Consider the following 22,755-nt stretch of genomic DNA (forward strand, 5'->3'; position numbering starts at 1 on the left):
TGTGTGTGTGCATGTGGCTCCTTTGGGTGGGCATGTTCTGCCTGGCGCCACAGGCCTCGGCCGCGCAAGCCGCTTCCACCGAAGTTGGCGACCTGCGGCTGGACCGCGGTGATGACGGCCTGTATCTGAGTGCCACCCTGCAGTTTGAACTCCCCGATCTGGCCGAGGACGCCCTGCAAAAAGGCATTCCCATGTTCTTCGTGGCCGATGCTCAGGTACTGCGTGACCGCTGGTACTGGTCGGACCGGCAGGTGGCCGAGACCACAAGATACTTCCGCCTGAGCTACCAGCCGCTCACCCGCCGGTGGCGCCTGAACATCTCTTCGACACCCTTTACCAACAGCGGCCTGGGGGTCGTGCTGGGTCAAAACTTTGACAACTATGCCGATGCCCTTTCGGCTATTCAGCGGTTTTCACGCTGGAAGATCGCTGAACGCGATGTGATCGAGTCTGATGCTGTGCATACGGTGAACTTCCGCTTCCGCCTGGACATGTCCCAACTGCCGCGACCCTTCCAGATCGGCGCAGTCGGCCGGTCGGGCTGGAATCTGCTGGTCTCCCGCAGCCAGCGCTTGGGCGCAGAACCCGCCAAGTGAGCACTTCCCCCCCATCCACCGGCGTTTCGGCATCGACCCACGCCACGGCCCGCCAGTCCCGCGCAGTGCGCTGGGCCGTGGGCGTCGGCGCGGCCATCATGTCGGCCATCGGCTTGGTGCTGCTGTTCTTGCTGACGCTGGCCACCAACAATCGCGTGCTGTACGAGCGCAACTACGCCTGGCTGTTTGGCGTCAACGTGTTTGTGGCGTTGCTGCTGCTGCTGGTGCTGGGCTGGGTGGCGGTGCGCCTGGGCTTGCGCTTGCGCAAGGGGCGCTTTGGCAGCCGCCTGCTCGTCAAGCTGGCAGCCATTTTTGCGCTGGTGGGGCTGATGCCGGGGCTGCTGATCTATGTGGTGTCTTACCAGTTCGTCACGCGCTCCATCGAAAGCTGGTTCGACGTGAAGGTGGAGGGGGCGCTGTCCGCGGGTGTCAACCTGGCCCGTGTGTCGCTCGATTCGCTGGCCACGGACATGGCGGCCAAAACCCGCAATGCCAGCACCCAGGTGGCTCAGGTGCCCGATGCCGCTGCGGGCCTGGTGCTGGAGCGCATTCGCGACCAGCTGGGCGCGACCGACGTGGTGCTCTGGAACGCGTCCGGCCAGGCGGTGGCCAGCGCGGGGCAGTCGCGGTTCAGCCTCAACCCGGAGCGGCCGGGCGCCGCCTCGCTGCGCACCGCGCGCCAGCAGCGCGCCACGGCGCAGATTGAAGGGCTGGACGACATTGTCGACCCGGCATCCGCGCAGAACGCGCGGGTCAAGGTGCTAGCGCTGGTCAGCAGCCCCAGCGTGGGCCTTTTGATGGAGCCGCGCTATCTGCAGGCCACCTTGCCCCTGCCGCCGGCTCTGGTGGCCAATGCCATCGCCGTGCAGGAAGCCAACCGCGAATACCAGGAGCGTGCGCTCGCCCGGGGCGGGCTGCGGCGCATGTATGTGGGCACGCTCACGCTGAGCCTGTTCCTAGCGGTGTTCGGCGCGGTGCTGCTGGCGGTGCTGCTGGGCAACCAGCTGGCGCGGCCTTTGTTGGTGCTCGCCGAAGGGGTGCGCGAGGTGGCGGCTGGCAACCTGAGCCCCAAGGCCGCGCTGCAGAGCAAGGACGAGCTGGGCGGCCTCACGCGCTCGTTTGCACTGATGACGCAGCAACTGGCAGACGCGCGCCAGGCGGTGGAGCAGAGCATGGGCGAGGTCGATGCCTCGCGCGCCAACCTGCAGACCATCCTGGACAACCTCACGGCGGGCGTCATCGTGCTGGACGCGCAGGGACTGATCCGCTCGTCCAATCCGGGCGCCACCCGCATCCTGCGTGCCCCCATGGCTGCGTACGAAGGGCGGCCATTGTCCGAAGTGCCTGGGCTTGCCGAGTTTGCCGCGTCCGTCCAAGGCCACTTCGATGCGTTTCTGGGGGACCATGAACGCCATGGCCTGGACCATTGGCAGCAGCCGTTTGAGCTGCATGCCTCCTCCGGCGGCGCCGGACAGCACGCTACCAGCCTGGTCGCGCGGGGGGCCGAGCTGCCCGATGCCACCCGGCTGTTGGTTTTTGACGACATTTCGGAGATCGTTTCCGCCCAGCGCGCGCAGGCCTGGGGCGAGGTGGCGCGCCGGTTGGCGCACGAAATCAAGAACCCGCTGACCCCTATCCAGCTCTCCGCCGAGCGGCTTGAAATGAAGCTTTCGGGCAAGCTGCCAGACGCGGAGCAAGCCATCCTCGCCAAGTCCGTCAAGACCATCGTCGATCAGGTCGATGCAATGAAGCGGCTGGTCAACGAGTTCCGCGATTACGCCCGCCTGCCCGCCGCAGAACTGCATGCGCTGGACCTCAACGCACTGGTCGCCGACGTGCTCCATTTATATGGTGCAGAAAACGCCACCGTGCCTGTAGAAGCCGAGCTGGACCCGCGTTGCCCCTGGATTGCGGGCGATGCGCAGCAGTTGCGGCAGGTCGTGCACAACCTGCTGCAGAACGCCCAGGACTCCACCGAGCAGGCCCGTGCCGGGGCTTCCGAGCCGGTGCCGCCGGTGCGCATCAGCACCCGCTGGAGCGAATCGTCACGCCGCGTCCGGCTCACGGTATCGGACAGTGGCGGGGGCTTTCCGTCGCACATCCTGCAGCGCGCTTTCGAGCCCTATGTCACCACCAAACCGCGAGGCACCGGCCTGGGTTTGGCCGTGGTCAAAAAGATCGCAGATGAGCACGGCGCGCGCATCGAACTGTCCAACCGTACCGAAGACGGCGTGGTCCGCGGCGCCCAAGTGTCGTTATCATTCGCCCCTGAACCAGCGGTGGCGTCATAACAACACCGCCCCGCAGTACCCCCAAGGCGCTTCAACACACATGGCAAACATTCTGGTGGTCGATGATGAGCTCGGCATTCGTGACCTGCTGTCGGAAATCCTGAACGATGAAGGTCACAGCGTAGACCTCGCAGAAAACGCCACCCAGGCCCGAGCGGCCCGGGCGGGCAACGCCTATGACCTGGTGCTGCTGGACATCTGGATGCCCGATACCGATGGCGTCTCTTTGCTCAAGGAATGGGCCACCGCCGGCGTGCTGACCATGCCGGTCATCATGATGAGTGGCCACGCCACCATCGACACGGCGGTAGAGGCCACGCGCATCGGCGCCTTCTCGTTCCTCGAAAAGCCCATCACCCTGCAAAAGCTGCTCAAGGCCGTGGAGCAGGGTCTTGCCCGCAACGCCGCCCACCAGGCTGCGCCCGTGGCTGCCGTGGCCGCGCCCGCTAGCGCGCCGGCCGACCCGACCTTCTCGCAGCTGCCTGCCGTTTCGGCGGTGATGGCCGGGGTGGACCCCGGCCCGCACGCCCACCAGGGCTTCGACCTGGACCGCCCCTTGCGCGAAGCGCGCGACGGTTTTGAGAAGGCTTACTTTGAGTTCCACCTGGCCCGCGAAGGCGGCTCCATGACCCGCGTGGCCGAAAAGACCGGCCTGGAACGTACCCACCTGTACCGCAAGCTGCGTCAGCTGGGCGTGGACCTGGGGCGCGGCAAGCGCGGCTGAACAATTAATTTGTGCCTTTGGCCGGAAGCGCTGATTTTTCTGGCTATAATTTGAGGCTCAGGCCCGGTAGCTCAGTCGGTAGAGCAGAGGATTGAAAATCCTTGTGTCGGTGGTTCGATTCCGCCCCAGGCCACCAGTGTTTATGCGCCCCAGCGCCCGAAAGGGTTCTGGGGCGTTTCTACATTTGCGCGCGAACTTCTACAAAAGCTGCAATCGAGTTGGGGCGCTAGATCAGGCCCTGTGCCTCGCGCAGGTGTGCCGCAGACAGCGGCATCATCCTTTTTTCCAGCGCCTCGATCAGTTCGTTGGCGGAGCGCGGAGGGTTCTTCCAGCGCGCACGCATCATCTTGATGGCTTCGAGGGCGCTCAATTCCTGGAGCTGGAGTTGGTTCATCACGAAGTCGTCCGGGTGCTGAACTTCAATGCCGTGAGGGGCCAGGACTGATAGAGGAAAGTCCTTGGTGTTGAACGTGACGATGGCATCAGCATGGCCCGCGATCGCTGCAGCCAGGACATGCTGATCCTTGGGGTCGGGCAATGTGATGCAGCCCACGAGGGGCTGATAGTTCTGGACCAAACAATCTGGAATCGCTCGGTTCATCGCGGCCACTATGGCTGGCAATTTGCTTGCGTACTCCGGTTTGTCTTGGGCCAGGTTGCGCGTCCATTCTTCGTGGATCGCATCTGTCCATCGTGCGTGATACAGGCCCGCTGCAGCCAGGCTGAGCAAGAGATCACGAACGAGAGTCGGATACAGCGTGTTGGCATCCAAGATCGCCGTGTAACGTGCTGAGCCTGCCATTCAAAATTCCATTCCTAGGTCCTCTGATAGGTCTGTCAGCTCTTGAAGAGCGGCAGCGGTGTTCGTCCGTTGCTCAGCCTTGTAACGCTGTAGTTCAGCGTACTCAATGCGCCGATGCCGATTGACCTTGTGGCACTTCAATCGACCGGCCTCAATCTCCTTGATGACGAAGGGGCGCGAGACGTTGAGGAAGGCTGCTGCCTCTTGGGTTGTCAGCTCGTGCCTTTGAGGCATGAGGACGATGGGCTGCTGCTGGGCCATTCTCTTCAGAACTTCGGCGAAAAATCGCAGGGCCTGTGGAGGAAGCACCAGCGCCGGTGCGTCTGTCTCTTTGCCGCCCTCATCGACCAGCACGATGCGTGGCGCATTCGAGTGATCCAGAGCTGTAGTGAGGCAGCGATAGGCCACCTTGGCCATTTCCGCCTCCTCTTCGCTCACTACTGGTTCAAGCAGGTCTGGCGCTTTCATTTGGTTCTCCTTGGGGTGCTCAGAAAAGACTTTGAGTCATTTTATGCATATTCGCATTATTCGAATCAATCGAATTAAACGAAGTTCCCCTGAGCGTGATCTGCACGTATCCAACCAAGGGGGTAGCTACCGGAGGGGTCTTACGCGCTCTCCCACTCGACTTTTCACATAGTGCTCTGTCATCTCCCGATTTTTGTGCGCCAGCAGCTTTTGCGAGTGCGCGAGATCCCCTGTGTCCGTCGCAGCCTTCGCCCGAATGTCCCGAAACTGAAAATCTACCTTCGCCAGCGTGCGTGCCTTGTCAAAGCGTGAGCGCAGCGCCCCCTGGCTTAGCGGCTGGCCGTTCTCGTCCTGAATCAGAAACGCGCTGATGGCCTTGCGGGGCCGCTGGTTGATCCGTTCGATCACGGCGGCCAGCTCTCCCGTTAGCTCGATGCCCAGGCGTGCCCCTGTCTTGTTCTGCACGATCCATAAGGCCCCATCCCGAATGTCGGTGCGCTTGATCTTGAGCACATCGGCGGGCCGCTGGCCGGTCAGCAAGGCAATGTCCATGGCATCCACCACCGTGCAATGCGCGTTGGCCCGCACGCGGTCGAATTCCTCATCGGTGACATAGCGCGAGCGGCCTGTTTCCTTGAAGCCCTTCACGCCCTGGCAGGGGTTCTGTGCGGTGGTGAAACCCCATTCCCTGGCCTTGTTGAAGATGTGCGAGAAAAGGGCCTTTTCGCGGTTGGCGCGCACCTTTGCCACCTGGCCGCGCAGGTCCATGTACTGGCGGATGTGCATGGGGGCGATGGCCTCGATGGGCATGTGACCGAACACGCGCAGCAGGTTGGCGAGTTCCTTGTCGTTGTCGCGCCGGGTCTGCACGCTCTTGGTGGGGAACACCTCCCGCACGTAGCGCCTGGCCACTACCGAGAAAAGCCGGGTGGATTCGTCCTCGCGCACCCCTTCACGCTGTGCCCACAGGCGCAGGGCTTCGGCGCGGTCGTTGGAGAGCTTGGTCCACACACGGGGCAGGGTGCCACTCACGTGATACCAGACGTTGCCCTTGCGGTGAAAGCGCGGGGGATCATCGAAATTGGCTTGCCTACGACGCCCCATCACGCCCCCTGCAGCGCCCGGAAATTGGGCTGGTAGCTCTGTTCCTCAGGCGCTCCGCAACCCAGCATCTTTTCCGCGTATTTGCGGGCCACGATGGCCTGACGATTGCCGTTGATCTCGAAACGCCAGCCCTTGGTGCGCAGCCACTCCACTTGCCTTTTTGGTGTCTTGAACCCGGTGAGCGTGCTGAGTTCATCGGCGGTGAGAAAGAGCGGCGAGTCCACGGTGCCTCCTCAGCGGCCAGCAGCAGCGCGCGTGCGTTCCAATGCCTGCATGGCCTGTGCGGCGCGTGAGGAAACAGGGGCGGGAGGCACATCCTGTATGGGCGCAGGTGCTTCGAGAGGCAATGGCAGTGTGGCATCTGCAGCGAAGGTTGGGGGCTGCTGATAACCGAGGTCGGGCAGTTCTTCAAAAAGAGGTTCATTGGCTGAGCCCGCATGCATGGCACGCAGCCCCGTGATGATGTCTTTGGCCTTCTGGTACTGGTCCTGCAGAATGCAGACCTGCCGATACAGCAGGCGGATTTCGTTCACCTGGTCCGTGAAGATTTGCGAGCGGCCCCACTTCGACTCCCAGAACAAAGCCAGCACCGCAGCCCGAGGTACGGGTGTGGCTTCGCGCAGCCAGCTGCGAACAGTGTTTTCATGGACGCCAAGGTATTTGCTCACCCCTTCGACACCCCCGCCAACCTCGTCCATGAACATGCGGAAGCAATCGATACCGTAGATATTTCTGGGGGCGTGAAAAAGCATAGAAGCCTCGATTCATGGCCTCTGGTGGCATACATGGAGTAAGCTGCCAGGGCCGATCACGGATAGGGTTTTGTGGTTCGGTGGGCGCTCATGTGTTGCTGCACGTGAGCGCTTTTTTTATTCCGACTCGGGCAGCTTGAATGGCTGCTGGAACTTGGCTTTCACCAGCGTCACAGTGGCTGTGCCATCTTTTCCCGGCCTGGTCTTGGTCGTGATGTCGTAGATGGCCGGGGCGCCGTAGTGCTTGATGTCGTTGAACACCTCGTCGCTGATGGCAACCTTCATCGGCTTGTCACCTACCGCGTTGGGTGTCTCGACCTGGGTGTCGCTGATGAAATAAACGTTGGCGCCCTTGATGATTTCGCCGGTTTTTTCACTGGTGAATTCGTACCGGTCGGCACGCAATACGAGAACGGTTTCGCTCATGATGATTTCCTTCGGGAAGATGGCCTTACGCGGCCAGTTGGAGTAGTCCGCTTCGGTAGTCGAAGGCGGGTCTTTCGCGCACCAGGCTGGTACAGCGCCTGGCGTTTGCACGAACGGGGGAGAAATCAGCGGGCAGCATTTGCCCCTGACGCTCAATGAGTTGTGTATCGGTGGCGAGCCAGGACACGCCCACATCCTCAAGCTGCTTGCGACGGCGGTAGAAGGTGGGGCGCGTGCTCCTGGTCTTCATGTCTTCCTCACCGTGTGTGGCAAGGCCCAGCCAGAAGCCGTGGAGGTTGCCCGCCAGGGCGAGTGAGTAGCTGGCCTCTAGGCGGTCGCGCACGGCCAAGCTAGTGCGCACGATCTGCACGCCGTCCTTGCCCTCACGCAGCAAGCGGCCGATCTCCTTGTCGAACACGGCCTGCAGGTACTCGGTGGTGACCTCGCGCACCTTGGGCTTGTGGCCGAAGTCGTAGTCCAGCTTTTCGGCATGCACTTCCACCTCTGCGCGCAGGCGGTTGTTTGCCAGGCGCTGGATTGCCGCCACCTTCCGATAGGCCTGCCGTTGGGCCCAATCTGGCGCAGCGTCGCGCGGCTTGTTCTCCTGAAAGAAGTTGCGCAGCACCCAGGCCAGGCGCTTGCGGTCGTTTTTCTGGAACTCGGGCCCCTTGTGGTACAGCTTGATCGTTGTGGTGGTGCCCGGAACGAAGATCGACTCGTTGCCGTATTTCTGCATCTTCCGGCGCGGGAAGGCCACGTGGTAGATACCCTCGAAGAACTCCTGCACCGCCTGGTAGGGCAACTGGAAGGACTCGGCCCAGTCCACACGCTGCACGGTCCAATTGCCGGTGTGGGGCAGTTCAATGCCCATGAGCTGCTGCAGTAGCGTGCGCACGTTCTCGCAGGCAGTTTGCATGTCCTCGATCACCCCATAGACGTTCTGGCCGTTCATGGCCTTGGGGACTGAGCACTCCACGATCAGATAGGGCGGGCTAGGGTGCCATTCGGGCTTGCCGCTCTTGGACTTCTGGCAGTCCTCGTACATGGGTTTGACCATGATCCGTGAGTCGTAGGAGCCCTTGAGGTTGGTGCGGGTGACTTCCCACAGCAGCTCCCCGGTTTCGTTGAGCACCTGGCAGTAGCTCTGCCCCTGGGCTTTGACTTTGTCCACGATGTTGCGGGCCATGTAAGGGCTTTTGATCCGTACCGTATCGAGTCCCATGAGCTGCTGCGCTTCGCTGGCTGCTGTCTCACTCATGAGACTCATACGGGGTGTTACTGCCCGTGAAGGGGAAAATTTGTGCTGTTGCACGGGTAGCCTCCGTGGGGTGTTGAAGAGCGGTCTTTGCGCCAGAAAAGGGACGGCGATGCAGACCCGTGGCGGGTTGTGTGGGCGAACGATGCAATGCGCGAGTGGTGGGGGTGGTCCACCAGGCGAAGGCGGGCTGTGCGGGCTTCTGGCTCATACCTTCACCCAAGGCCACAGCAGCGCGAGCTGCACGGGCTTGATGAACAGGAAGATGCCCTCGTGGTCGATGGAGAACGAGAAAGGGCCGGTGTTGGCCGAAGGGTTGGAGAGCACGTACCAATCGAGCTTGGCAACGCCCAAATCGAGTTTGACCATGATTCAGAGCCTCTGTGTGAGGTGTTGATGGGGTGAGTTGGGCCGGGTCTGCTGCGGGGCGCTGTGGCCCAGCGTCCAGCCCGCCGCGCGTGATGAAAACCGTGCGGGGGTCTTGCCATGTCAGGAGAAAACCGGCAGCGCGCCAGACGGCCACATAGCCATCGAAGCACTGCAGCAAGCGGAAGCGCTTGCAAACGCCGTTGGGAAGGGTGGCCGTGGCGATGAAAGGCGAAGGGGGCGCGGCGGTCGTGCTCATGCCTCAGGCCTTTCGTTTGGGGCTGGCGATGGCCGCCAAAACGCGGGGCTCCAGCTCATTCATGCCTGGCGTGTCCAGGGTGCCCAGCAGGGCGAGGCGAACGGCCTTCAATGCAGCCCAAAGATTGGGCAGCGCGCCCAGCTTGATTTCGGCGGCGTCCTGGCCGTCGCGCAGCATGCGTTCCAGAACCTCATTGGCGGCATCGTTCAGCTCGTAGAGCTGTTCTTGGGAAAGGGTGAGCAACGGCATGTCAGGCTTCCATGGGGGTGAAGCGAGCGGGGAACTGGCAGGCGCACGCGGTGGCGCTGGCAGTGCTGGGCGCGAGCGCCCTGATGGACGTGGTTCCCTCCTCCCCCGCATGCACTGGCGTGCAAGCGGGTGCCCCGGTCGGCGCCTTGTGGCGCCACGTCTGGGGAGGGCAGGGGGGCACACAGGCCCCCTGTTGATCAATGAGGTGGCGCATTGCCGCCGCGCCTCAGCCGACCAACGCTTGAAGCACCTCCACCGGCTCGGCGCGGCCCTTGCGGCGCGCCTGAGCCTCTGTGTCGCCGTCCACCACGGCGCGCTGCAGGTCTGCCATCGCCAGCGCCAGCAGGTCGCCCACCGTCGCCGCCTTGGCCTTGCTGCTGGCCCCAAGCAGAAAGTCGCCCGATTCCGCTGGACCATCGGCGGGCGGCATGCCCACTAGCTCACGGCCCATCAAGCGGGCGTAGAGCAGGCCGTTTTCGGCCAGGCGGCGCAGCAGTGCAATGGCCTGGGCCTGGGTTGCCGCCGATGGGCTTTCGGACAAAAAACCGTTGCGGATTGGCAGGGCCATGCCCGTCCGGATGGCTTCCTCGTTGTCCTCGATGCAGTCGAAAACCCGGTCCACCTGGGCGCTCTCCAGGCTCGGGGTGATGCGCATGAACTGCAGTTGCACGCTCTGCGGGCGTGGCAGTTTTCCTTGGTTTTCCAGGGGGAAACCATCGGTTTCATCGGTGCCGCCGTCGGTTCCACCCACAACGCCAGCGGGGAACACATCGCCGCGCGCCTTGGCCTTGGCGCCTGGTGCATCCTCATCGTGGAAGTTGTAACCCTCGCTCTCATAGAACTCGCGCAGGTCTTGAAGGAACTGTGCGTCCGGCACGTAGTTGCCCGACTCGAAACGCTTGATCTTGTGGGCGGGGAGGTTGGATTTCTCGGCCGCCTGCGCCTGGCTGAGACCGAGGAAATTACGAGCGGCGCGAGACTCGTTGGGGGAAAGCGCCAGTTCAGAAAAGTCGATCATGAGTCCATCCATAAGTTACGAATACGACGAAATGCCGTATTCGTAACTTTATGTCATGGTTACTCTAAATGTCAAACTAATTTTTTGGTAACTTTTTGGGTGCGGGAGTGTGACCCTGGCTGTCCAGAAATTTGTCTAGACGCTCGGCGGACGCGGCAATCTGTTCATCGCTGAAAGGCTCTTTGCTGACCACCGCATCCCTTGTTAAGCGGCCCATCTCACGCCCCATGCCTACAACCATGTCGGCACTGAGCAGCACTTCTCGTACCTTCGCTTCACCATGGCGAGCCAATGCCAAAGAACGTAGGAGCGTCACGATTGCATTGCGCTCGTCAGCGGCTAAAAGGCCCAGTAGGAAGGTTGCTCTTCCACGCGCAACATGATCATCTTCGGCCTCTCCATCGACCAAAAGATCGGCGATGCTCTGAGCCTTAAACGGAGCCTCAGAGCCGAAAAGTAGCTTGTTCGGTGATATCTGCAAGGCCTGGCATAGCTCTCGCAGCTCCCGCGCACCAGGCATGTTCCTGCCAGCTTCGTAGGCCTTGATTGCCGACAGAGATAGGCCGCTCTTGGTAGCGAGTTGACCTTGGGTGAGTCCGCGCTCTGCTCGGGCGCCAATCAATTCCGAGGCAAAGGCGTTTGGCGATGGGACTGGGGGGAGCTTTTCGGAGGCCAAGGGAGTGTCTACAAAAGTAATGTCTACCTAGGATACACGCGCCTTCCCGTGGCACAATCCCGCTCCCCTTTGTAGAGGGCTTTTTCTTGTTGGCCGTTGATCCACAAGGATTTTTTGAGAGATTGAAAATCCTTGTGTCGGTGGTTCGATTCCGCCCCAGCCACCAAATAAAAGCCCTTGATTTGTAAGAATCAAGGGCTTTTTCAATTGCACGCTGCCAACGCGGGTCACGCCCGCACGGCTGGTGCCGTATGCCGCGGTCCTGCCGTTGCCTTGGTGCGGGCTGCCGTCGGCACCGCGCCGCATTCCTTGTTGTCTCTCCCCACATCTCCCATGCTCCTTCTGCAGGACACCACCCTTGGTATCGACTTTGGCACTTCCAATTCCGCGATGGCGGTGCGGCGGGGTGCGGGCCTGTCGCGAATGGTGGCACTGGAGGGGGATGCCCCCACGTTGCCCACGGCACTGTTCTTCAATGCGGAAGACCAGCGCACGCACTTTGGGCGCGATGCGGTGGCGCAGTACCTGGCGGGTACCGAGGGGCGGCTGATGCGCTCGCTCAAAAGCCTGCTGGGCAGTGCGCTCCTGCAGGACAAAACCGCAGTGCATAACCAGCTGGTCAGCTACCAGGACATCATCGGCCTCTTCTTGCGGATGCTGGCGCAAAAGGCCCGTGACGAGCTGGGTGGTATGCCCGCGCGGGTGGTGATGGGGCGGCCGGTGCATTTTGTGGACGGCGATGCCGCGCGCGATCAGCAGGCCGAAGACGCGCTGCGCCAGGCCGCGCTGTCTGCAGGGTTCGAGAACGTGAGCTTTCAGTTCGAGCCCATTGCGGCCGCGCTGGACTATGAGCAGCGCATCGACCGGGAGTCGCTGGTGCTGGTGGTGGACATTGGCGGCGGCACCTCGGACTTCACCGTGGTGCGCCTGGGCCCCGAGCGCATGGCCCGGGCCGACCGTAGCAGCGATGTGCTGGCCACCACCGGCGTGCACATCGGCGGCACGGACTTTGACCGGCGCCTGAGCCTGGACCTGCTCATGCCGCTGCTGGGCTTTCGCCACATCGGCCCGACGGGGCGCGAGGTGCCCAGCCGCGTGTTTTTTGACCTCTCGACCTGGCACCTGATCCAGTGGCTGTATTCGCCGCGCGCGCTGCGCGACGCGCAGAACTTGCGCACCGACTATGCCGATGCCGCGTTGCACGCCCGGCTGATGCGGGTGCTGAACGAGCGGCTGGGCCACCGCCTGGCCAACACGGTGGAGCAGGCCAAGATCGCGGCTTCGCTGGCCGATGCCGAGGCGCCCATGCCGCTGGATTGGGTCGAGGCCGGGCTCAGCGCAGCGGTTACGCCGCCCGGATTGGCGCAGTCCTTGGCGCAGCCGCTGGAACAGGTGGTGGCCTGCGCACGCGATTGCCTGCAGCTGGCGGGCTTGGGCGATGGGGGGGTGGATGCGATCTACCTGACCGGGGGCTCGTCGGCATTGCGGCCCTTGCGGCAGGCGCTGCGCACGGCCTTCCCGGCAACCCCGCAGGTGGAGGGCGATCTGTTTGGCGGGGTGGCTGCGGGCCTGGCGGTTTCGCGGTAGTGATGCACCCCAGATCGCTATCAATTAAATAGCTGACAGAGCATGTTGCACTAGCGCTACCGCCCGAAAACGCTCAAAACGCTGCTTAGAAGCATCTGGCGTCAGTCCTGCGCCCCGTCTTCGCGCTTCCACTCCAGCGCGGTGTCGTACAGCAGGTTGCGCGATGCGCCCGTGATCTCGGCAGCCAGGCGCACGGCGGTCTTCAGGGGCAGCTCGGCCAGCAACAGGCGCAGCACGCGGTGGCTGTCGCCCGCGTCGCTGACCACCGGCACCGGGTGCAGCAGCACCACAAACTCGCCGCGCGAGCGCTGGGGGGACCCATCCAGCCACGCGGTCAGCGCCTGTGCGGGCTGGGTGGTGACTTCTTCAAACTGTTTGGTCAGCTCGCGCGCCAGGGTGACGGGGCGCTCGCCCAGCACGGCCAGGGCCTGGGCCAGTTCGCCAATGCGATGGGGGGCTTCGAGCAGCACCACGCACCGGGGCTCGTGGGCCAGCTGCTGGGCAATCACGTTGGCACGTTCCGCGTTCTTGACGGGCAGGAAGCCTGCAAACACAAAGCCGCCATGCTCGGTGCTGTGGGCCACGGCGCCGGCCACGCTCAGTGCGGTGGTGATGCTGCTGGCGCCCGGCAGTGGCACGGCGCGCAGGCCTGCGGCCTGTACTGCCGCTACCAGACGTGCGCCAGGGTCGCTCACGCCGGGGGTGCCTGCGTCGCTCACATAGGCCACGCGCTGGCCTTGCTGCAGCCGGTGCACCACGTTCTGCGCGGCTTCGGCCTCGTTGTGCTGGTGCACGGCCAGCAACTGGCTGGCGCCCTTGTCGATGCCGTAGGCACGCAGCATGGACTGCGTATGGCGCGTGTCTTCGCAGGCCACCGTGTCGGCCAGTTGCAGCACGTGCAGGGCCCGCAGGGTGATGTCGGCCAGGTTGCCGATGGGCGTGGCCACCACGTACAGCGCGCCCTGCGGATAATGCTGCGCAGCGGCGGCGTCGTGCGCCGCGCTCTGGGCTGAAGCGAAAGATGCGCTCAATGAATTTCCTTGGAAAAAGACCACCCGACGTTGCCGCCCCAGGCGCTGCCAAAAAAGTCACCACGCGTGATCGAGGTAACGCTGCCGAGGATCAGGCATTGACCCATCTGCAGGCGGCCGGCCTGCAGCTGGCGGTGCGCAATTATCGGACGCCCGGGCGCGGCGGGGGTGAGATTGATCTGGTGATGCGCGACCGGGACGGCACCCTGGTGTTTGTGGAGGTGCGCAGCCGCACGCATGGCGGCTTTGGCGGCGCCGGGGCCAGCATCAGCGCGACCAAGCAGCAGCGCATCATCTTTGCCGCGCGGCACTACCTGATGCGCTTGCCGTCGCCACCGCCCTGCCGTTTTGACGTGGTGCTGGTGGAGGAGGGGGTGCAGTGGCTCAAGGCGGCGTTCGATGCGCAGTAGCGGCGGGCGACCCACTGGCCGCCAGCGCAATGCAGGTGGCTACCGTTTGCTACAAAAGCTGTAACACGCGGCGGGTATCATCGGGCCCTCATGCTTGAGCAACGCATCCAACAGCATTTCATCGACAGCGCCGACCTGAAGTACCAGGCCGCGCAAACCCTGAGCCACCCCATTGCCGCTGCCGTACAGGCCGTGCTGGCCTGCGTGACGAGCGGCGGCAAGGTGCTGGCCTGTGGCAACGGCCCGTCAGCCGCCGAGGCGCAGCAGTTCGCCGCTTTTTGTGTGGCCGGCTTTGAGCGCGAACGCCCCGAGCTGGCGGCGCTGGCGCTCACATCGGACAGCACGCTGCTCACGGCGGCTGTGGGCGGCACCGATGCCGCCCAGCAGTTTGCGCGCCAGGTGCGTGCGCTGGGCCAGGCGGGCGATGTGCTGCTGGCGCTCACCGTCCATGGCAACGACCCTAACCTGCTGGCTGCCGCCGAAGCCGCGCACGAGCGCGACATGACCGTGGTGGTGCTGGCAGGTCGCACCGGCGGCAAGCTCGCCGCCATGCTGCGGGAAACCGACGTCTTGATCAGCGTGCCCCACGACCGTGCGGCACGCGTGCGCGAAGTCCATACGCTGGTACTGCACTGCCTGAGCGACGGCGTGGACGCACAGTTACTTGGTGAACAGGAGATTCCACTATGAACCCAACAACCCTGAACCGCACCCGCCGCGTGGTGGGCACTGCCCTGGCTGCCGCCACGCTGGCGGCGGCACTATCGGCCTGCGCGCCCCTGATCGTCGGCGGCGCCGTGGTCGGTGGCGTGATGGCGGTAGACCGCCGCACGACAGGCACCCAGATCGAGGATGAGGGCATTGAGCTGCGCGCTGCCAACCGCATTCGCGAAGCGCTGGGCGACCGGGCCCATGTCAACGTGACCAGCTACAACCGCCAGGCGCTGTTGACCGGTGAAGTTGCCACGGCCCAGGACCGCCAAGCGGTGGAGCAGATGGTGTCACAGGTGGAGAACGTGCGTTCGGTCGTCAATGACCTGGCGGTGATGCCCCCCTCCACGCTGAGCCAGCGGTCCACGGACACCTTCATCACCGGCAAGGTGCGCGCGAGTCTGGTGGATGCGCAGGACATCTCGGCCAACTCCTTCAAGGTGGTGACCGAGCGCAACACGGTTTACCTGATGGGCCGTGTCTCGCAGCGTGAGGCCAACCGTGCCACGGACATCGCCCGTGGCGTGAGCGATGTGCGCAAGGTGGTGCGCGTGTTCGAGATCGTTTCGGAAGAAGAACTGCGTCGCATCGCGCCGCAGCCCGCGCCCGTTACCACCGATACCAAGCCTTCCGGGGGCTGAGGACGGCAGCATCAGACCGTAGGGTCCAAGTCCCAGGCCGCGTTGCGTGGCCTGGGACTTTTTCTTGAAGTGCAGCTATCGCCGTGCATGCTGCACGGGACTGGCGCAGCACCCGCAAATGCTCCCGAGGAGCCGCTGGTTGAGCCGTTGTGCCTTCCCTGGGGGGTGGCACCGCTGGCGCGGCTCAAGAGGCTATTTCAAGCGTTGGATCAGGCTGGACGTATCCCAGCGGTTGCCACCCATCTTTTGTACATCGGCGTAGAACTGGTCCACCAGCGCCGTCACGGGCACGCGCGATCCGTTGCGCTTGGCCTCATCCAGCACCAGGCCCAGGTCCTTGCGCATCCAGTCCACGGCAAAGCCAAAGTCGAACTTGCCGTCCACCATGGTCTTGCCACGGTTGTCCATCTGCCAGCTTTGCGCGGCGCCCTTGCCAATGACTTCCAGCACCTGCTTCATGTCCAGCCCGGCGTTCTGGCCAAACGCCACGGCTTCCGACAGGGCCTGCACCAGCCCGGCAATGCAGATCTGGTTGACCATCTTGGCCAACTGGCCCGAGCCGCTGGCGCCCAGCAGCGTGAAGGCGCGCGAGAACGCCATGGCTACGGGCTGAGCGGCCTCGAAGGCCGCGGCGTCGCCACCGCACATTACCGTGAGCAGGCCGTTCTGTGCCCCGGCCTGGCCGCCGGACACGGGCGCATCCACAAACTGCAGGCTCAGTGCCTGGGCGGCGGCATACAGCTCGCGCGCCACTTCGGCCGATGCCGTGGTGTGGTCCACAAAAATCGCGCCGGGCTTCATGCCCGCAAAGGCGCCATCGGCACCCAGCGTGACCGAGCGCAGATCATCGTCATTGCCCACACAGCAGAACACGATGTCGGCGCCCGCGGCTGCCTCGCGGGGCGTGGCTGCATGTTTTGGGGCTTTGGTGCCCGCATATTCTGCGCACCATGCTACGGATTTGGTAGCGGTGCGGTTGTACACCGTGACTTCATGGCCGGCCAGCGCCAGGTGGCCTGCCATGGGGTAGCCCATCACGCCCAGGCCCAGAAAGGCGACCTTGCGGGAGGGGGTTGCGTCGTAGTTGCGGGGATTGGTGCTTGGCATGGTGTGATCGCGTGATGATCTGAAAGTATGGGTGAAAACGAAAACCCGCCCAGGAGGGCGGGTGAAGCTGGGCGAAGGCGTGTGGGGCTGGCTCTGGCGTCACACAATCGCGAAATGCTCGGTGCCCTGCGCCAGATCGGGCGACTTGGCGCGCTGGCTGTTGAGCTTGATCTGCAGGCGCAGGTCATTGAGCGAGTCGGCATTGCGCAGCGCGTCTTCGTAGCTGATGACGTTGGCCTCGTAGGCATCGAACAGCGCCTGGTCGAAGGTCTGCATGCCCAGGTTGCGGCTCTTCTTCATGATCTCCTTGATCTCGGAGACCTCGCCCTTGAAGATCAGGTCGGAGATCAGCGGGGTGTTGAGCATCACTTCCACTGCGGCGGCACGGCCCTTGCCGTCCTGCTTGGGGATCAGGCGCTGCGAGACCATGGCGCGCAGGTTGAGCGACAGGTCCATCAGCAGCTGGGCGCGGCGCTCTTCAGGGAAGAAGTTGATGATCCGGTCCAGCGCCTGGTTGGCGCTGTTGGCGTGCAGAGTGGCCAGGCACAAGTGTCCAGTTTCGGCAAATGCCACCGCGTGTTCCATGGTCTCGCGGTCGCGGATTTCGCCCATCAGGATCACGTCGGGGGCCTGGCGCAGCGTGTTCTTCAGGGCGGCTTCCCAGCTGTCGGTATCGAGGCCCACTTCCCGCTGCGTCACCACGCAGTTCTTGTGGGGGTGCACAAACTCCACCGGGTCTTCCACCGTGATGATGTGACCGAACGAGTTCTCGTTGCGCCAGTCCACCATGGCGGCCAGCGTGGTCGATTTGCCCGAACCCGTGGCACCCACCAGGATGCACAGGCCGCGCTTGGTCATCGTCACTTCCTTGAGCACCTGCGGCACGCCCAGACCGTCGATGGTGGGCAGCGTGAGCGGAATGGTCCGCAGCACCATGCCCACCTTGCCCTGCTGGATGAAGGCGTTGACGCGAAAGCGCCCAATGCCAGCCGGCGAGATGGCGAAGTTGCATTCCTTGGTGCGCTCGAAGTCGGCCACCTGCTTGTCGCTCATGACCGCGCGCGCCAGCGTGAGCGTGTGGTTGGGCGTGAGTGGCTGCGGCGATACCTTGGTCACCTTGCCATCGACCTTGATGGCGGGCGGAAACTCTGCCGTGATGAACAAGTCGCTGCCATTGCGGCTCACCATCAGCTTGAGCAGGTCATTGATGAATTTACTGGCCTGATCGCGTTCCATCAAAAGTTCTCCCGGGGGTGGTCGTCTGCCGGACGATCTTGTGTCATGGATAGGTGCATCATTTCTGGTTGTCGCTCAGGCGCGCGCTCACCACGCGCAGGCGCAGCGACAGCTTGCGCGCCAGCAGGGCAATCAGGCTGGCGGCCAGCTGCGGGTCCTTGGTCATCATGTCGTCCATGGCCTCGGCAGACAGCACGGCGATCTCGCAGTCGGTCAGCGTGGTGCAGGCCGAAAAGCGGATGCCGCTGTCCAGCAGCGACATCTCGCCCAGGATATCCCCGGGGCGCGTCTCAGCCAGGCGCAGCTGCTCGCCCCAGGGCTGCACGCGGTCCACGGCAATGGTGCCAGTGAGCAGCACCACCATGAAGTTGCCGTACTCGTCCTGGCGGATCACGTCACGGTTGGAGGGGATGGCCGCAAACTCGAAAAAGCGCTCCATGCGTTCCACAGCGTCCTTGTCCAGGTGCGCCATGTACTTGTCTTTGGCCCACAGGCCTTGCAGCAGCTTGCCGCCGCGGCTGGTGGGCAGGCGCTTGGCGCCCACTTCCACGGCGCGGGCCTCCCAGGGCACCAGCATGGAGTCGTCTACACCCTGGCCGGCAAAAGCGGTGGAGAACAGCACGGAATCCGTGTGATCGTCCGATGGCTTGCCGCTGCGGGCTTTCATTTTCAGAAGGCTCAAAATGCCTTTCATATCGCGCTCCGGTATGCGGCGCCCGCGGGGGCCGCAAAGTCGTTCATGGGTGTGTGCTGTCGGGGGCTCAGCCGGGGAAGTTCTCGGGGATCTTGGCCTTGCTGCGTGCTTCGGCCGGGCTGATGATGTTGCGGCGCACCAGATCCGTGAGGTTCTGGTCGAGCGTCTGCATGCCCACGCTGTTGCTGGTCTGGATGGTGGAATACATCTGCGCCACCTTGGCCTCGCGGATCAGGTTGCGGATGGCGCTGGTGCCCAGCATGATCTCGTGCGCTGCCACGCGGCCCGATCCGTCCTTGGTCTTGCACAGCGTCTGCGAGATCACGGCTTGCAGCGATTCGGACAACATCGCGCGCACCATTTCCTTTTCTTCGGCCGGGAACACGTCGATGATCCGGTCAATGGTCTTGGCGGCGCTGGAGGTGTGCAGCGTGCCGAACACCAAGTGGCCCGTTTCAGCAGCCGTCATGGCCAGGCGGATGGTTTCCAGGTCGCGCATTTCGCCCACCAGGATGGCGTCCGGGTCCTCACGCAGTGCGGACTTCAGAGCTGCCGCGAACGACAGCGTCATCGGGCCGACTTCACGCTGGTTGATCAGGCACTTCTTGGACTCGTGCACGAATTCGATCGGGTCTTCCACCGTGAGGATGTGGCCGTATTCGGACTCGTTGAGGAAGTTGACCATGGCCGCCAGCGTGGTGGACTTGCCCGAGCCCGTGGGGCCGGTCACCAGCACCAGGCCGCGTGGTTTGAGCGCCAGATCGCCGAAGATCTTGGGGGCGTTGAGCTGCTCCAGCGTCAGGATCTTGCTCGGAATCGTCCGGAACACGGCGGCTGCGCCACGGTTCTGGTTGAAGGCGTTGACGCGGAAACGGGCCAGGCCTTCGATCTCGAACGAAAAGTCCACCTCCAGGAACTCTTCATACGTCTTGCGCTGCGCGTCGCTCATGATGTCGTACACCATGGCGTGCACCGTCTTGTGGTCCAGCGCATCGACGTTGATGCGCCGCACGTCGCCGTGGACCCGGATCATGGGCGGCAGACCGGCGGAAAGGTGCAGGTCGGAGGCCTTGTTCTTCACGCTGAACGCGAGCAATTGGGTAATGTCCACGGAGTCCCTCTATCGTTTGGTACGCTTGCCAAACATTATGACCACGATTGCTAACAACCTCCAACAGGTTATGGGCAGGATTGCCCGGGCATGCCAGGCCGCCGGGCGCGACCCGGCCCAGGTGGGCCTGCTGGCCGTTTCCAAGACCTTTGGCGCCGATGCGGTGCTGGAGGCGGCGGCCGCAGGCCAGCGTGCCTTTGGCGAGAACTACATCCAGGAGGGCGTGGACAAGATTGCCGCCGTGCGCACTGCCTTGCCTGATGTGGCGCTGCAGTGGCACTGCATTGGCCCCATCCAGAGCAACAAGACCCGCCTGGTGGCCGAGCACTTTGACTGGGTCCACACGGTGGATCGGCTCAAGATCGCCGAGCGCCTGTCGGCCCAGCGGCCCGATCACCTGACGCCCCTGCAGGTGTGCATCCAGGTCAACATCGACGGCGGGCCCACCAAGTCAGGCGTGGCCCCGGCCGAGGCCCTGGAGCTGGTGCGCGCTGTCGCAAAACTGCCACGGCTTGCCGTGCGGGGGCTCATGAGCATCCCGGACCATGCTCCTGAATTGGAAGCGCAACTGGCAATACACACTAGCGCCAGAAGGCTTTTTGACCAGATATCGGCCGCAGAAGAGCCCCGCCTGGGGCAGTTTGACACCCTGTCCCTGGGCATGACGGCCGATCTGGAAGCCGCCATCCAGGCGGGCAGCACCCTGGTGCGCGTGGGCACTGGCATCTTCGGCGGGCGGACTTACCCCGCCGCCTGACGCCGGGAGTGCATCAGCCCGCGAAGCGCGCCACGCAGTCCAGCGCTGCCGTCACATCCGCCTCTCTCACATCCAGGTGCGTCACCCAGCGCAGCCGCATGGCGCCGCCATACAGGCTACTGGTCACGCGCACGCCATGCTGCGCCAGCCAGGCGGTGAATGCGGGCGCCACCTCTGCATGCAGGTCGGTGAACAGGATGTTGGTCTGCCATGGCAGCACTGTGATGCGGCCTTGCAGCGCGGGGTGGCTGCGGTTGGCTTCGGCCAGGCCTTGGGCCAGCCGGTCCAGGCGGGCGTGGTCTTCGGCAAGACGCCGCACATGGTGCTGCAGCGCGTAGTGGCCGGCGGCCGCCAGCACACCCGCCTGCCGCATGCCACCGCCCAAAATCTTGCGGGTGCGGCGGGCCTGCCGGATGAAGTCGCGCGAGCCCAGCACCAGCGAGCCCACGGGCGCGCCCAGGCCCTTGCTCAGGCACAGCGATGCGGAATCAAAGTGGCTGCACAGCGCGCGCGCCTCGTCGTACACATCGGTGCCGTTGCGCGCGGCATTGGCCGTGGCCGCGTTGAACATGCGTGCGCCGTCCAGGTGCATGGCCAGCCCCCGGCTGCGCGCCAGTTGCGCCACCTCGGCGATGTAGGCGGGCGGCAGCACCTGACCACCGGTGGTGTTTTCCAGCACCACCAGGCGGGTGCGCGCAAAGTGCGGGTCGTCCGGCTTGATGGCGGCGGCGATGTCGGTCAGGCGCAAGGTGCCGTCGGGCTGGGTCTCGACCGGCTGGGGCTGGATGGAGCCCAGCACCGCCATGCCGCCCGCCTCCCAGCGGTAGGTGTGCCAGCTCTGGCCCACGATGGCCTCGTCGCCGCGCTGGCAGTGGCCCCACAGCGCGATCAGGTTGGTCTGCGTGCCGGAGGGGGCGAACAACGCGGCCTCAAAACCCAGCAGCTCGGCCGCATGGTCCTGCAGTGCATTCACCGAAGGGTCGTCGGCAAACACATCGTCGCCCAGCGGGGCCTTGAACATGGCCTCGCGCATGGCGGGCGTGGGCTGGGTGACGGTGTCGCTGCGAAAGTCGGGCATGGGCGCGGTCCTTGTGGGGCGGGTCAATGAATGCGATGACCGGCCATGGTAGCGGCGACCCGGGGCGGTTGCCGTCGTGGGGGTAAGGCGCGCTGTGGCGCCGTGCTATCAAGGCCGCGCCATCTTGCAGTCCGTGCCCTGCGCCAGCTCATTGCCGGTGTAGGCCGCATCGGTGCGGAAGCCGTAGTTCGTGCCCTCCCAGCCCACCTTCACGGCCTTGCCGTCCACCGGCGCGATGGTGTTGACCACCTGCGGCAACAGCAGCTGGTGGTCTTCGCCGCGCATGCGCACGGGGCCCACCACCGATTCCAGCGTCAGGTCTTCCAGCGCGCGCGCCACCTTCACCGGGTCGGTGGACTGGGCCTTGTTGATGGCGGCCGCCAGGAAGCGGGGCGTCATCTCGATGCGCGGCGCGAGAAAGTCCTTGCCCGTCTTGGCCTTGTAGGTTTTGGCCAGCGCGTCCACCTTGGGGGTGTCGGCCTGGCCGGGGTGCCACTCGGCCACCCAGGTCAGCTGGCCCTGCTTGGCCTGCGACACCGCCAGCACCGTGCCCGGGATGGAGCCCGCGCTGTGGTTGAAGTAGCGCAGGTTGTAGCCCGCGTCACCCGCGGCCTTGAGCAGCAGCGTCATGTCCTGACCCCAGTTGCCGGTGATGACCGAGTCGGCCTCCGTGCTCTTGACCTTGGCGAGGTAGGGCGCGAAGTCTTTCACGCGGCCGATGGGGTGCAGCGCCTCGCCCACAAACTGGATATCGGGTCGCGCCAGGCCCACCATCTCGCGGCCGTAGTGCGCCCACTGTTTGCCGTGCGCGTAGTCCTGGTTCAGCAGGTACGCCTTCTTGATGTCCGGCTGCTTCTTGATGTAGTTGGCAATGGCCTTCATCTTCATGGCCGTGTTGGCCTCGAACTGGAAGTGCCAGAAATTGCACGCCTTGCCCGTCAGCTCGGGGTCGATCGAGGAGTGATTCAGCACCAGGATCTCCTTGCCCGGGTTGCGCTGGTTGTGGCGCGCCGCCGCCTGCACCAGCGCCGTGACCACCGAGGAGCCCGAGCCGCCCGTCACGATCGCCTTGGCGCCCTGGTCGATGGCGGCCTGCAGCGCGCTCTGGCTCTCCTGCGCCGAGAGCTTGCTGTCGAACTGCAGCAACTGCAGCTTGGTGCCCTTGAGCACGCCGCCCTTGGCATTGATGTCCTCGATGGCGTACTGCGTATGCGTGAGCATCAGCTCGCCCACGTTGGCAAAGGGGCCGGACAGCGGGTCAATGTAAGCGACCTTGAAGGTCTCCTGCGCGCTGGCGGCCGCGCCGATGAGTAGCGCCGCCGCAGCGGCCAGGGGGGTGAGAAACGCTGTTTTCATGGGTTTTGTCTCCGGTGGTTGTTGTGCTAGGTGTCGGGGCGCTGCGGTGC

General features: G+C 64.1%; 26 protein-coding genes and 1 tRNA gene. 9 read left to right on the forward strand and 18 right to left on the reverse strand.

Annotated features, from left to right (window positions below):
- Nucleotides 1–11: 11 nt before the first annotated feature.
- The 4 genes from ASD94_RS09415 (at nt 12) to ASD94_RS09430 (ending at nt 3,747) form a co-directional block, all read left to right on the forward strand.
- Complete coding sequence (locus ASD94_RS09415) at nt 12–596, forward strand: DUF4390 domain-containing protein (RefSeq protein WP_056642011.1); 585 nt, start codon at nt 12–14, stop codon at nt 594–596.
- Nucleotides 593–2,887 carry an ATP-binding protein gene (locus tag ASD94_RS09420; RefSeq protein ID WP_056641838.1) on the forward strand — a complete coding sequence of 765 codons (2,295 nt, stop codon included), beginning with the start codon at nt 593–595 and terminating at the stop codon, nt 2,885–2,887. Before ASD94_RS09415 ends, ASD94_RS09420 begins: the two co-directional genes overlap by 4 nt.
- A gap of 40 nt (nt 2,888–2,927) precedes the next feature.
- Complete coding sequence (locus ASD94_RS09425; protein ID WP_056641843.1) at nt 2,928–3,611, forward strand: response regulator; 684 nt, start codon at nt 2,928–2,930, stop codon at nt 3,609–3,611.
- A 60-nt stretch (nt 3,612–3,671) separates the two neighbouring features.
- Nucleotides 3,672–3,747: transfer RNA gene (locus tag ASD94_RS09430), tRNA-Phe, on the forward strand.
- Between the two features lie 90 nt (nt 3,748–3,837).
- On the opposite strand, the gene ASD94_RS09435 is transcribed toward ASD94_RS09430, so the two are convergent.
- The 11 genes from ASD94_RS09435 to ASD94_RS09480 all read right to left on the reverse strand — a co-directional run bounded on the left by ASD94_RS09435 (nt 3,838) and on the right by ASD94_RS09480 (nt 10,986).
- On the reverse strand, nt 3,838–4,413 hold the full coding sequence (locus tag ASD94_RS09435) for a PIN domain-containing protein (RefSeq protein ID WP_056641848.1): 576 nt from the start codon (nt 4,411–4,413) through the stop codon (nt 3,838–3,840).
- Nucleotides 4,414–4,881, reverse strand: coding sequence for a helix-turn-helix domain-containing protein (locus tag ASD94_RS09440; RefSeq protein WP_056641851.1), 468 nt, complete (start codon nt 4,879–4,881; stop codon nt 4,414–4,416).
- Between the two features lie 126 nt (nt 4,882–5,007).
- Nucleotides 5,008–5,913: a tyrosine-type recombinase/integrase gene (locus ASD94_RS24010; RefSeq protein WP_235510615.1), complete on the reverse strand. Its 906-nt coding sequence runs from the start codon at nt 5,911–5,913 to the stop codon at nt 5,008–5,010.
- Nucleotides 5,914–5,984: 71 nt separating this feature from the next.
- Nucleotides 5,985–6,209 (reverse strand): DUF4224 domain-containing protein, encoded by a 225-nt coding sequence (locus ASD94_RS09450; protein WP_056641853.1) that lies wholly within the window; start codon nt 6,207–6,209, stop codon nt 5,985–5,987.
- Nucleotides 6,210–6,218: 9 nt separating this feature from the next.
- Nucleotides 6,219–6,737 carry a hypothetical protein gene (locus ASD94_RS09455; RefSeq protein ID WP_156391386.1) on the reverse strand — a complete coding sequence of 173 codons (519 nt, stop codon included), beginning with the start codon at nt 6,735–6,737 and terminating at the stop codon, nt 6,219–6,221.
- Between the two features lie 117 nt (nt 6,738–6,854).
- Nucleotides 6,855–7,163 carry a hypothetical protein gene (locus ASD94_RS09460; RefSeq protein WP_056165032.1) on the reverse strand — a complete coding sequence of 103 codons (309 nt, stop codon included), beginning with the start codon at nt 7,161–7,163 and terminating at the stop codon, nt 6,855–6,857.
- 25 nt (nt 7,164–7,188) lie between these two features.
- A complete protein-coding gene (locus ASD94_RS09465; protein WP_056641860.1) occupies nt 7,189–8,421 on the reverse strand; it encodes a phage/plasmid replication protein, II/X family in 1,233 nt (410 codons plus the stop codon).
- A gap of 204 nt (nt 8,422–8,625) precedes the next feature.
- Nucleotides 8,626–8,787 carry a hypothetical protein gene (locus tag ASD94_RS23535; protein WP_156391387.1) on the reverse strand — a complete coding sequence of 54 codons (162 nt, stop codon included), beginning with the start codon at nt 8,785–8,787 and terminating at the stop codon, nt 8,626–8,628.
- A gap of 259 nt (nt 8,788–9,046) precedes the next feature.
- On the reverse strand, nt 9,047–9,292 hold the full coding sequence (locus tag ASD94_RS09470) for a hypothetical protein (RefSeq protein WP_056641863.1): 246 nt from the start codon (nt 9,290–9,292) through the stop codon (nt 9,047–9,049).
- Nucleotides 9,293–9,518: 226 nt separating this feature from the next.
- Nucleotides 9,519–10,310, reverse strand: coding sequence for a helix-turn-helix transcriptional regulator (locus ASD94_RS09475; protein WP_056641866.1), 792 nt, complete (start codon nt 10,308–10,310; stop codon nt 9,519–9,521).
- Between the two features lie 76 nt (nt 10,311–10,386).
- The gene (locus ASD94_RS09480) at nt 10,387–10,986 is read right to left on the reverse strand and encodes a helix-turn-helix domain-containing protein (RefSeq protein WP_200954216.1); all 600 of its coding nucleotides are present in this window, start codon (nt 10,984–10,986) and stop codon (nt 10,387–10,389) included.
- Nucleotides 10,987–11,319: 333 nt separating this feature from the next.
- Here ASD94_RS09480 and ASD94_RS09485 point away from each other — a divergent pair, with 333 nt between their 5' ends.
- Nucleotides 11,320–12,573, forward strand: coding sequence for an Hsp70 family protein (locus tag ASD94_RS09485; protein ID WP_056641872.1), 1,254 nt, complete (start codon nt 11,320–11,322; stop codon nt 12,571–12,573).
- Nucleotides 12,574–12,674: 101 nt separating this feature from the next.
- Here the strand turns inward: ASD94_RS09485 and rsmI are convergent, their stop codons facing one another.
- Nucleotides 12,675–13,604 carry a 16S rRNA (cytidine(1402)-2'-O)-methyltransferase gene (gene rsmI / locus ASD94_RS09490; RefSeq protein WP_056641875.1) on the reverse strand — a complete coding sequence of 310 codons (930 nt, stop codon included), beginning with the start codon at nt 13,602–13,604 and terminating at the stop codon, nt 12,675–12,677.
- Between rsmI and ASD94_RS09495 the strand changes: the two genes are divergently transcribed.
- From ASD94_RS09495 to ASD94_RS09505, 3 genes are all read left to right on the forward strand, one after another.
- Entirely contained in the window at nt 13,604–14,014 is a 411-nt protein-coding gene (locus ASD94_RS09495) for a YraN family protein (RefSeq protein ID WP_056641878.1), read from the forward strand. The genes rsmI and ASD94_RS09495 overlap by 1 nt on opposite strands.
- Nucleotides 14,015–14,104: 90 nt before the next feature.
- Nucleotides 14,105–14,704, forward strand: a complete 600-nt coding sequence (locus ASD94_RS09500) for an SIS domain-containing protein (RefSeq protein ID WP_056641881.1) — start codon at nt 14,105–14,107, stop codon at nt 14,702–14,704.
- Nucleotides 14,701–15,366 carry a BON domain-containing protein gene (locus tag ASD94_RS09505; protein ID WP_056641885.1) on the forward strand — a complete coding sequence of 222 codons (666 nt, stop codon included), beginning with the start codon at nt 14,701–14,703 and terminating at the stop codon, nt 15,364–15,366. Before ASD94_RS09500 ends, ASD94_RS09505 begins: the two co-directional genes overlap by 4 nt.
- A 192-nt stretch (nt 15,367–15,558) precedes the next feature.
- Here ASD94_RS09505 and ASD94_RS09510 read toward each other — a convergent pair whose 3' ends face one another.
- The 4 genes from ASD94_RS09510 to ASD94_RS09525 all read right to left on the reverse strand — a co-directional run bounded on the left by ASD94_RS09510 (nt 15,559) and on the right by ASD94_RS09525 (nt 19,514).
- Nucleotides 15,559–16,473 (reverse strand): NAD(P)-dependent oxidoreductase, encoded by a 915-nt coding sequence (locus ASD94_RS09510; RefSeq protein ID WP_056641888.1) that lies wholly within the window; start codon nt 16,471–16,473, stop codon nt 15,559–15,561.
- A 99-nt stretch (nt 16,474–16,572) separates the two neighbouring features.
- Complete coding sequence (locus tag ASD94_RS09515) at nt 16,573–17,709, reverse strand: PilT/PilU family type 4a pilus ATPase (RefSeq protein WP_056641891.1); 1,137 nt, start codon at nt 17,707–17,709, stop codon at nt 16,573–16,575.
- Between the two features lie 58 nt (nt 17,710–17,767).
- Nucleotides 17,768–18,403, reverse strand: coding sequence for a cyclic nucleotide-binding domain-containing protein (locus ASD94_RS09520; RefSeq protein WP_056641894.1), 636 nt, complete (start codon nt 18,401–18,403; stop codon nt 17,768–17,770).
- 67 nt (nt 18,404–18,470) lie between these two features.
- Nucleotides 18,471–19,514: a type IV pilus twitching motility protein PilT gene (locus ASD94_RS09525; protein WP_056641897.1), complete on the reverse strand. Its 1,044-nt coding sequence runs from the start codon at nt 19,512–19,514 to the stop codon at nt 18,471–18,473.
- A gap of 37 nt (nt 19,515–19,551) precedes the next feature.
- On the opposite strand from ASD94_RS09525, the gene ASD94_RS09530 reads away from it, so the two are divergent.
- The gene (locus ASD94_RS09530; RefSeq protein ID WP_056641900.1) at nt 19,552–20,271 is read left to right on the forward strand and encodes a YggS family pyridoxal phosphate-dependent enzyme; all 720 of its coding nucleotides are present in this window, start codon (nt 19,552–19,554) and stop codon (nt 20,269–20,271) included.
- A gap of 13 nt (nt 20,272–20,284) precedes the next feature.
- On the opposite strand, the gene ltaE is transcribed toward ASD94_RS09530, so the two are convergent.
- Together ltaE and ASD94_RS09540 are read right to left on the reverse strand one after the other, a co-directional pair.
- Entirely contained in the window at nt 20,285–21,349 is a 1,065-nt protein-coding gene (ltaE, locus tag ASD94_RS09535; RefSeq protein ID WP_056641908.1) for a low-specificity L-threonine aldolase, read from the reverse strand.
- Nucleotides 21,350–21,457: 108 nt separating this feature from the next.
- Nucleotides 21,458–22,705, reverse strand: a complete 1,248-nt coding sequence (locus ASD94_RS09540; protein WP_056641911.1) for a branched-chain amino acid ABC transporter substrate-binding protein — start codon at nt 22,703–22,705, stop codon at nt 21,458–21,460.
- Nucleotides 22,706–22,755: the final 50 nt, after the last annotated feature.

This window comes from Acidovorax sp. Root70 (genome assembly GCF_001428225.1).
GTDB lineage: Bacteria > Pseudomonadota > Gammaproteobacteria > Burkholderiales > Burkholderiaceae_C > Acidovorax.

Coding starts and splice junctions, on each gene's coding strand:
- ASD94_RS09415 (WP_056642011.1), top strand. CDS start 12: ATGTGGCTCCTTTGGGTGGGCATGTTCTGCCTGGCGCCACAGGCCTCG.
- ASD94_RS09425 (WP_056641843.1), top strand. CDS start 2,928: ATGGCAAACATTCTGGTGGTCGATGATGAGCTCGGCATTCGTGACCTG.
- ASD94_RS09435 (WP_056641848.1), bottom strand. CDS start 4,413: ATGGCAGGCTCAGCACGTTACACGGCGATCTTGGATGCCAACACGCTG.
- ASD94_RS09440 (WP_056641851.1), bottom strand. CDS start 4,881: ATGAAAGCGCCAGACCTGCTTGAACCAGTAGTGAGCGAAGAGGAGGCG.
- ASD94_RS09455 (WP_156391386.1), bottom strand. CDS start 6,737: ATGCTTTTTCACGCCCCCAGAAATATCTACGGTATCGATTGCTTCCGC.
- ASD94_RS09460 (WP_056165032.1), bottom strand. CDS start 7,163: ATGAGCGAAACCGTTCTCGTATTGCGTGCCGACCGGTACGAATTCACC.
- ASD94_RS09465 (WP_056641860.1), bottom strand. CDS start 8,421: ATGAGTGAGACAGCAGCCAGCGAAGCGCAGCAGCTCATGGGACTCGAT.
- ASD94_RS23535 (WP_156391387.1), bottom strand. CDS start 8,787: ATGGTCAAACTCGATTTGGGCGTTGCCAAGCTCGATTGGTACGTGCTC.
- ASD94_RS09470 (WP_056641863.1), bottom strand. CDS start 9,292: ATGCCGTTGCTCACCCTTTCCCAAGAACAGCTCTACGAGCTGAACGAT.
- ASD94_RS09475 (WP_056641866.1), bottom strand. CDS start 10,310: ATGATCGACTTTTCTGAACTGGCGCTTTCCCCCAACGAGTCTCGCGCC.
- ASD94_RS09485 (WP_056641872.1), top strand. CDS start 11,320: ATGCTCCTTCTGCAGGACACCACCCTTGGTATCGACTTTGGCACTTCC.
- ASD94_RS09495 (WP_056641878.1), top strand. CDS start 13,604: ATGAATTTCCTTGGAAAAAGACCACCCGACGTTGCCGCCCCAGGCGCT.
- ASD94_RS09500 (WP_056641881.1), top strand. CDS start 14,105: ATGCTTGAGCAACGCATCCAACAGCATTTCATCGACAGCGCCGACCTG.
- ASD94_RS09505 (WP_056641885.1), top strand. CDS start 14,701: ATGAACCCAACAACCCTGAACCGCACCCGCCGCGTGGTGGGCACTGCC.
- ASD94_RS09510 (WP_056641888.1), bottom strand. CDS start 16,473: ATGCCAAGCACCAATCCCCGCAACTACGACGCAACCCCCTCCCGCAAG.
- ASD94_RS09515 (WP_056641891.1), bottom strand. CDS start 17,709: ATGGAACGCGATCAGGCCAGTAAATTCATCAATGACCTGCTCAAGCTG.
- ASD94_RS09520 (WP_056641894.1), bottom strand. CDS start 18,403: ATGAAAGGCATTTTGAGCCTTCTGAAAATGAAAGCCCGCAGCGGCAAG.
- ASD94_RS09530 (WP_056641900.1), top strand. CDS start 19,552: ATGACCACGATTGCTAACAACCTCCAACAGGTTATGGGCAGGATTGCC.
- ltaE (WP_056641908.1), bottom strand. CDS start 21,349: ATGCCCGACTTTCGCAGCGACACCGTCACCCAGCCCACGCCCGCCATG.
- ASD94_RS09540 (WP_056641911.1), bottom strand. CDS start 22,705: ATGAAAACAGCGTTTCTCACCCCCCTGGCCGCTGCGGCGGCGCTACTC.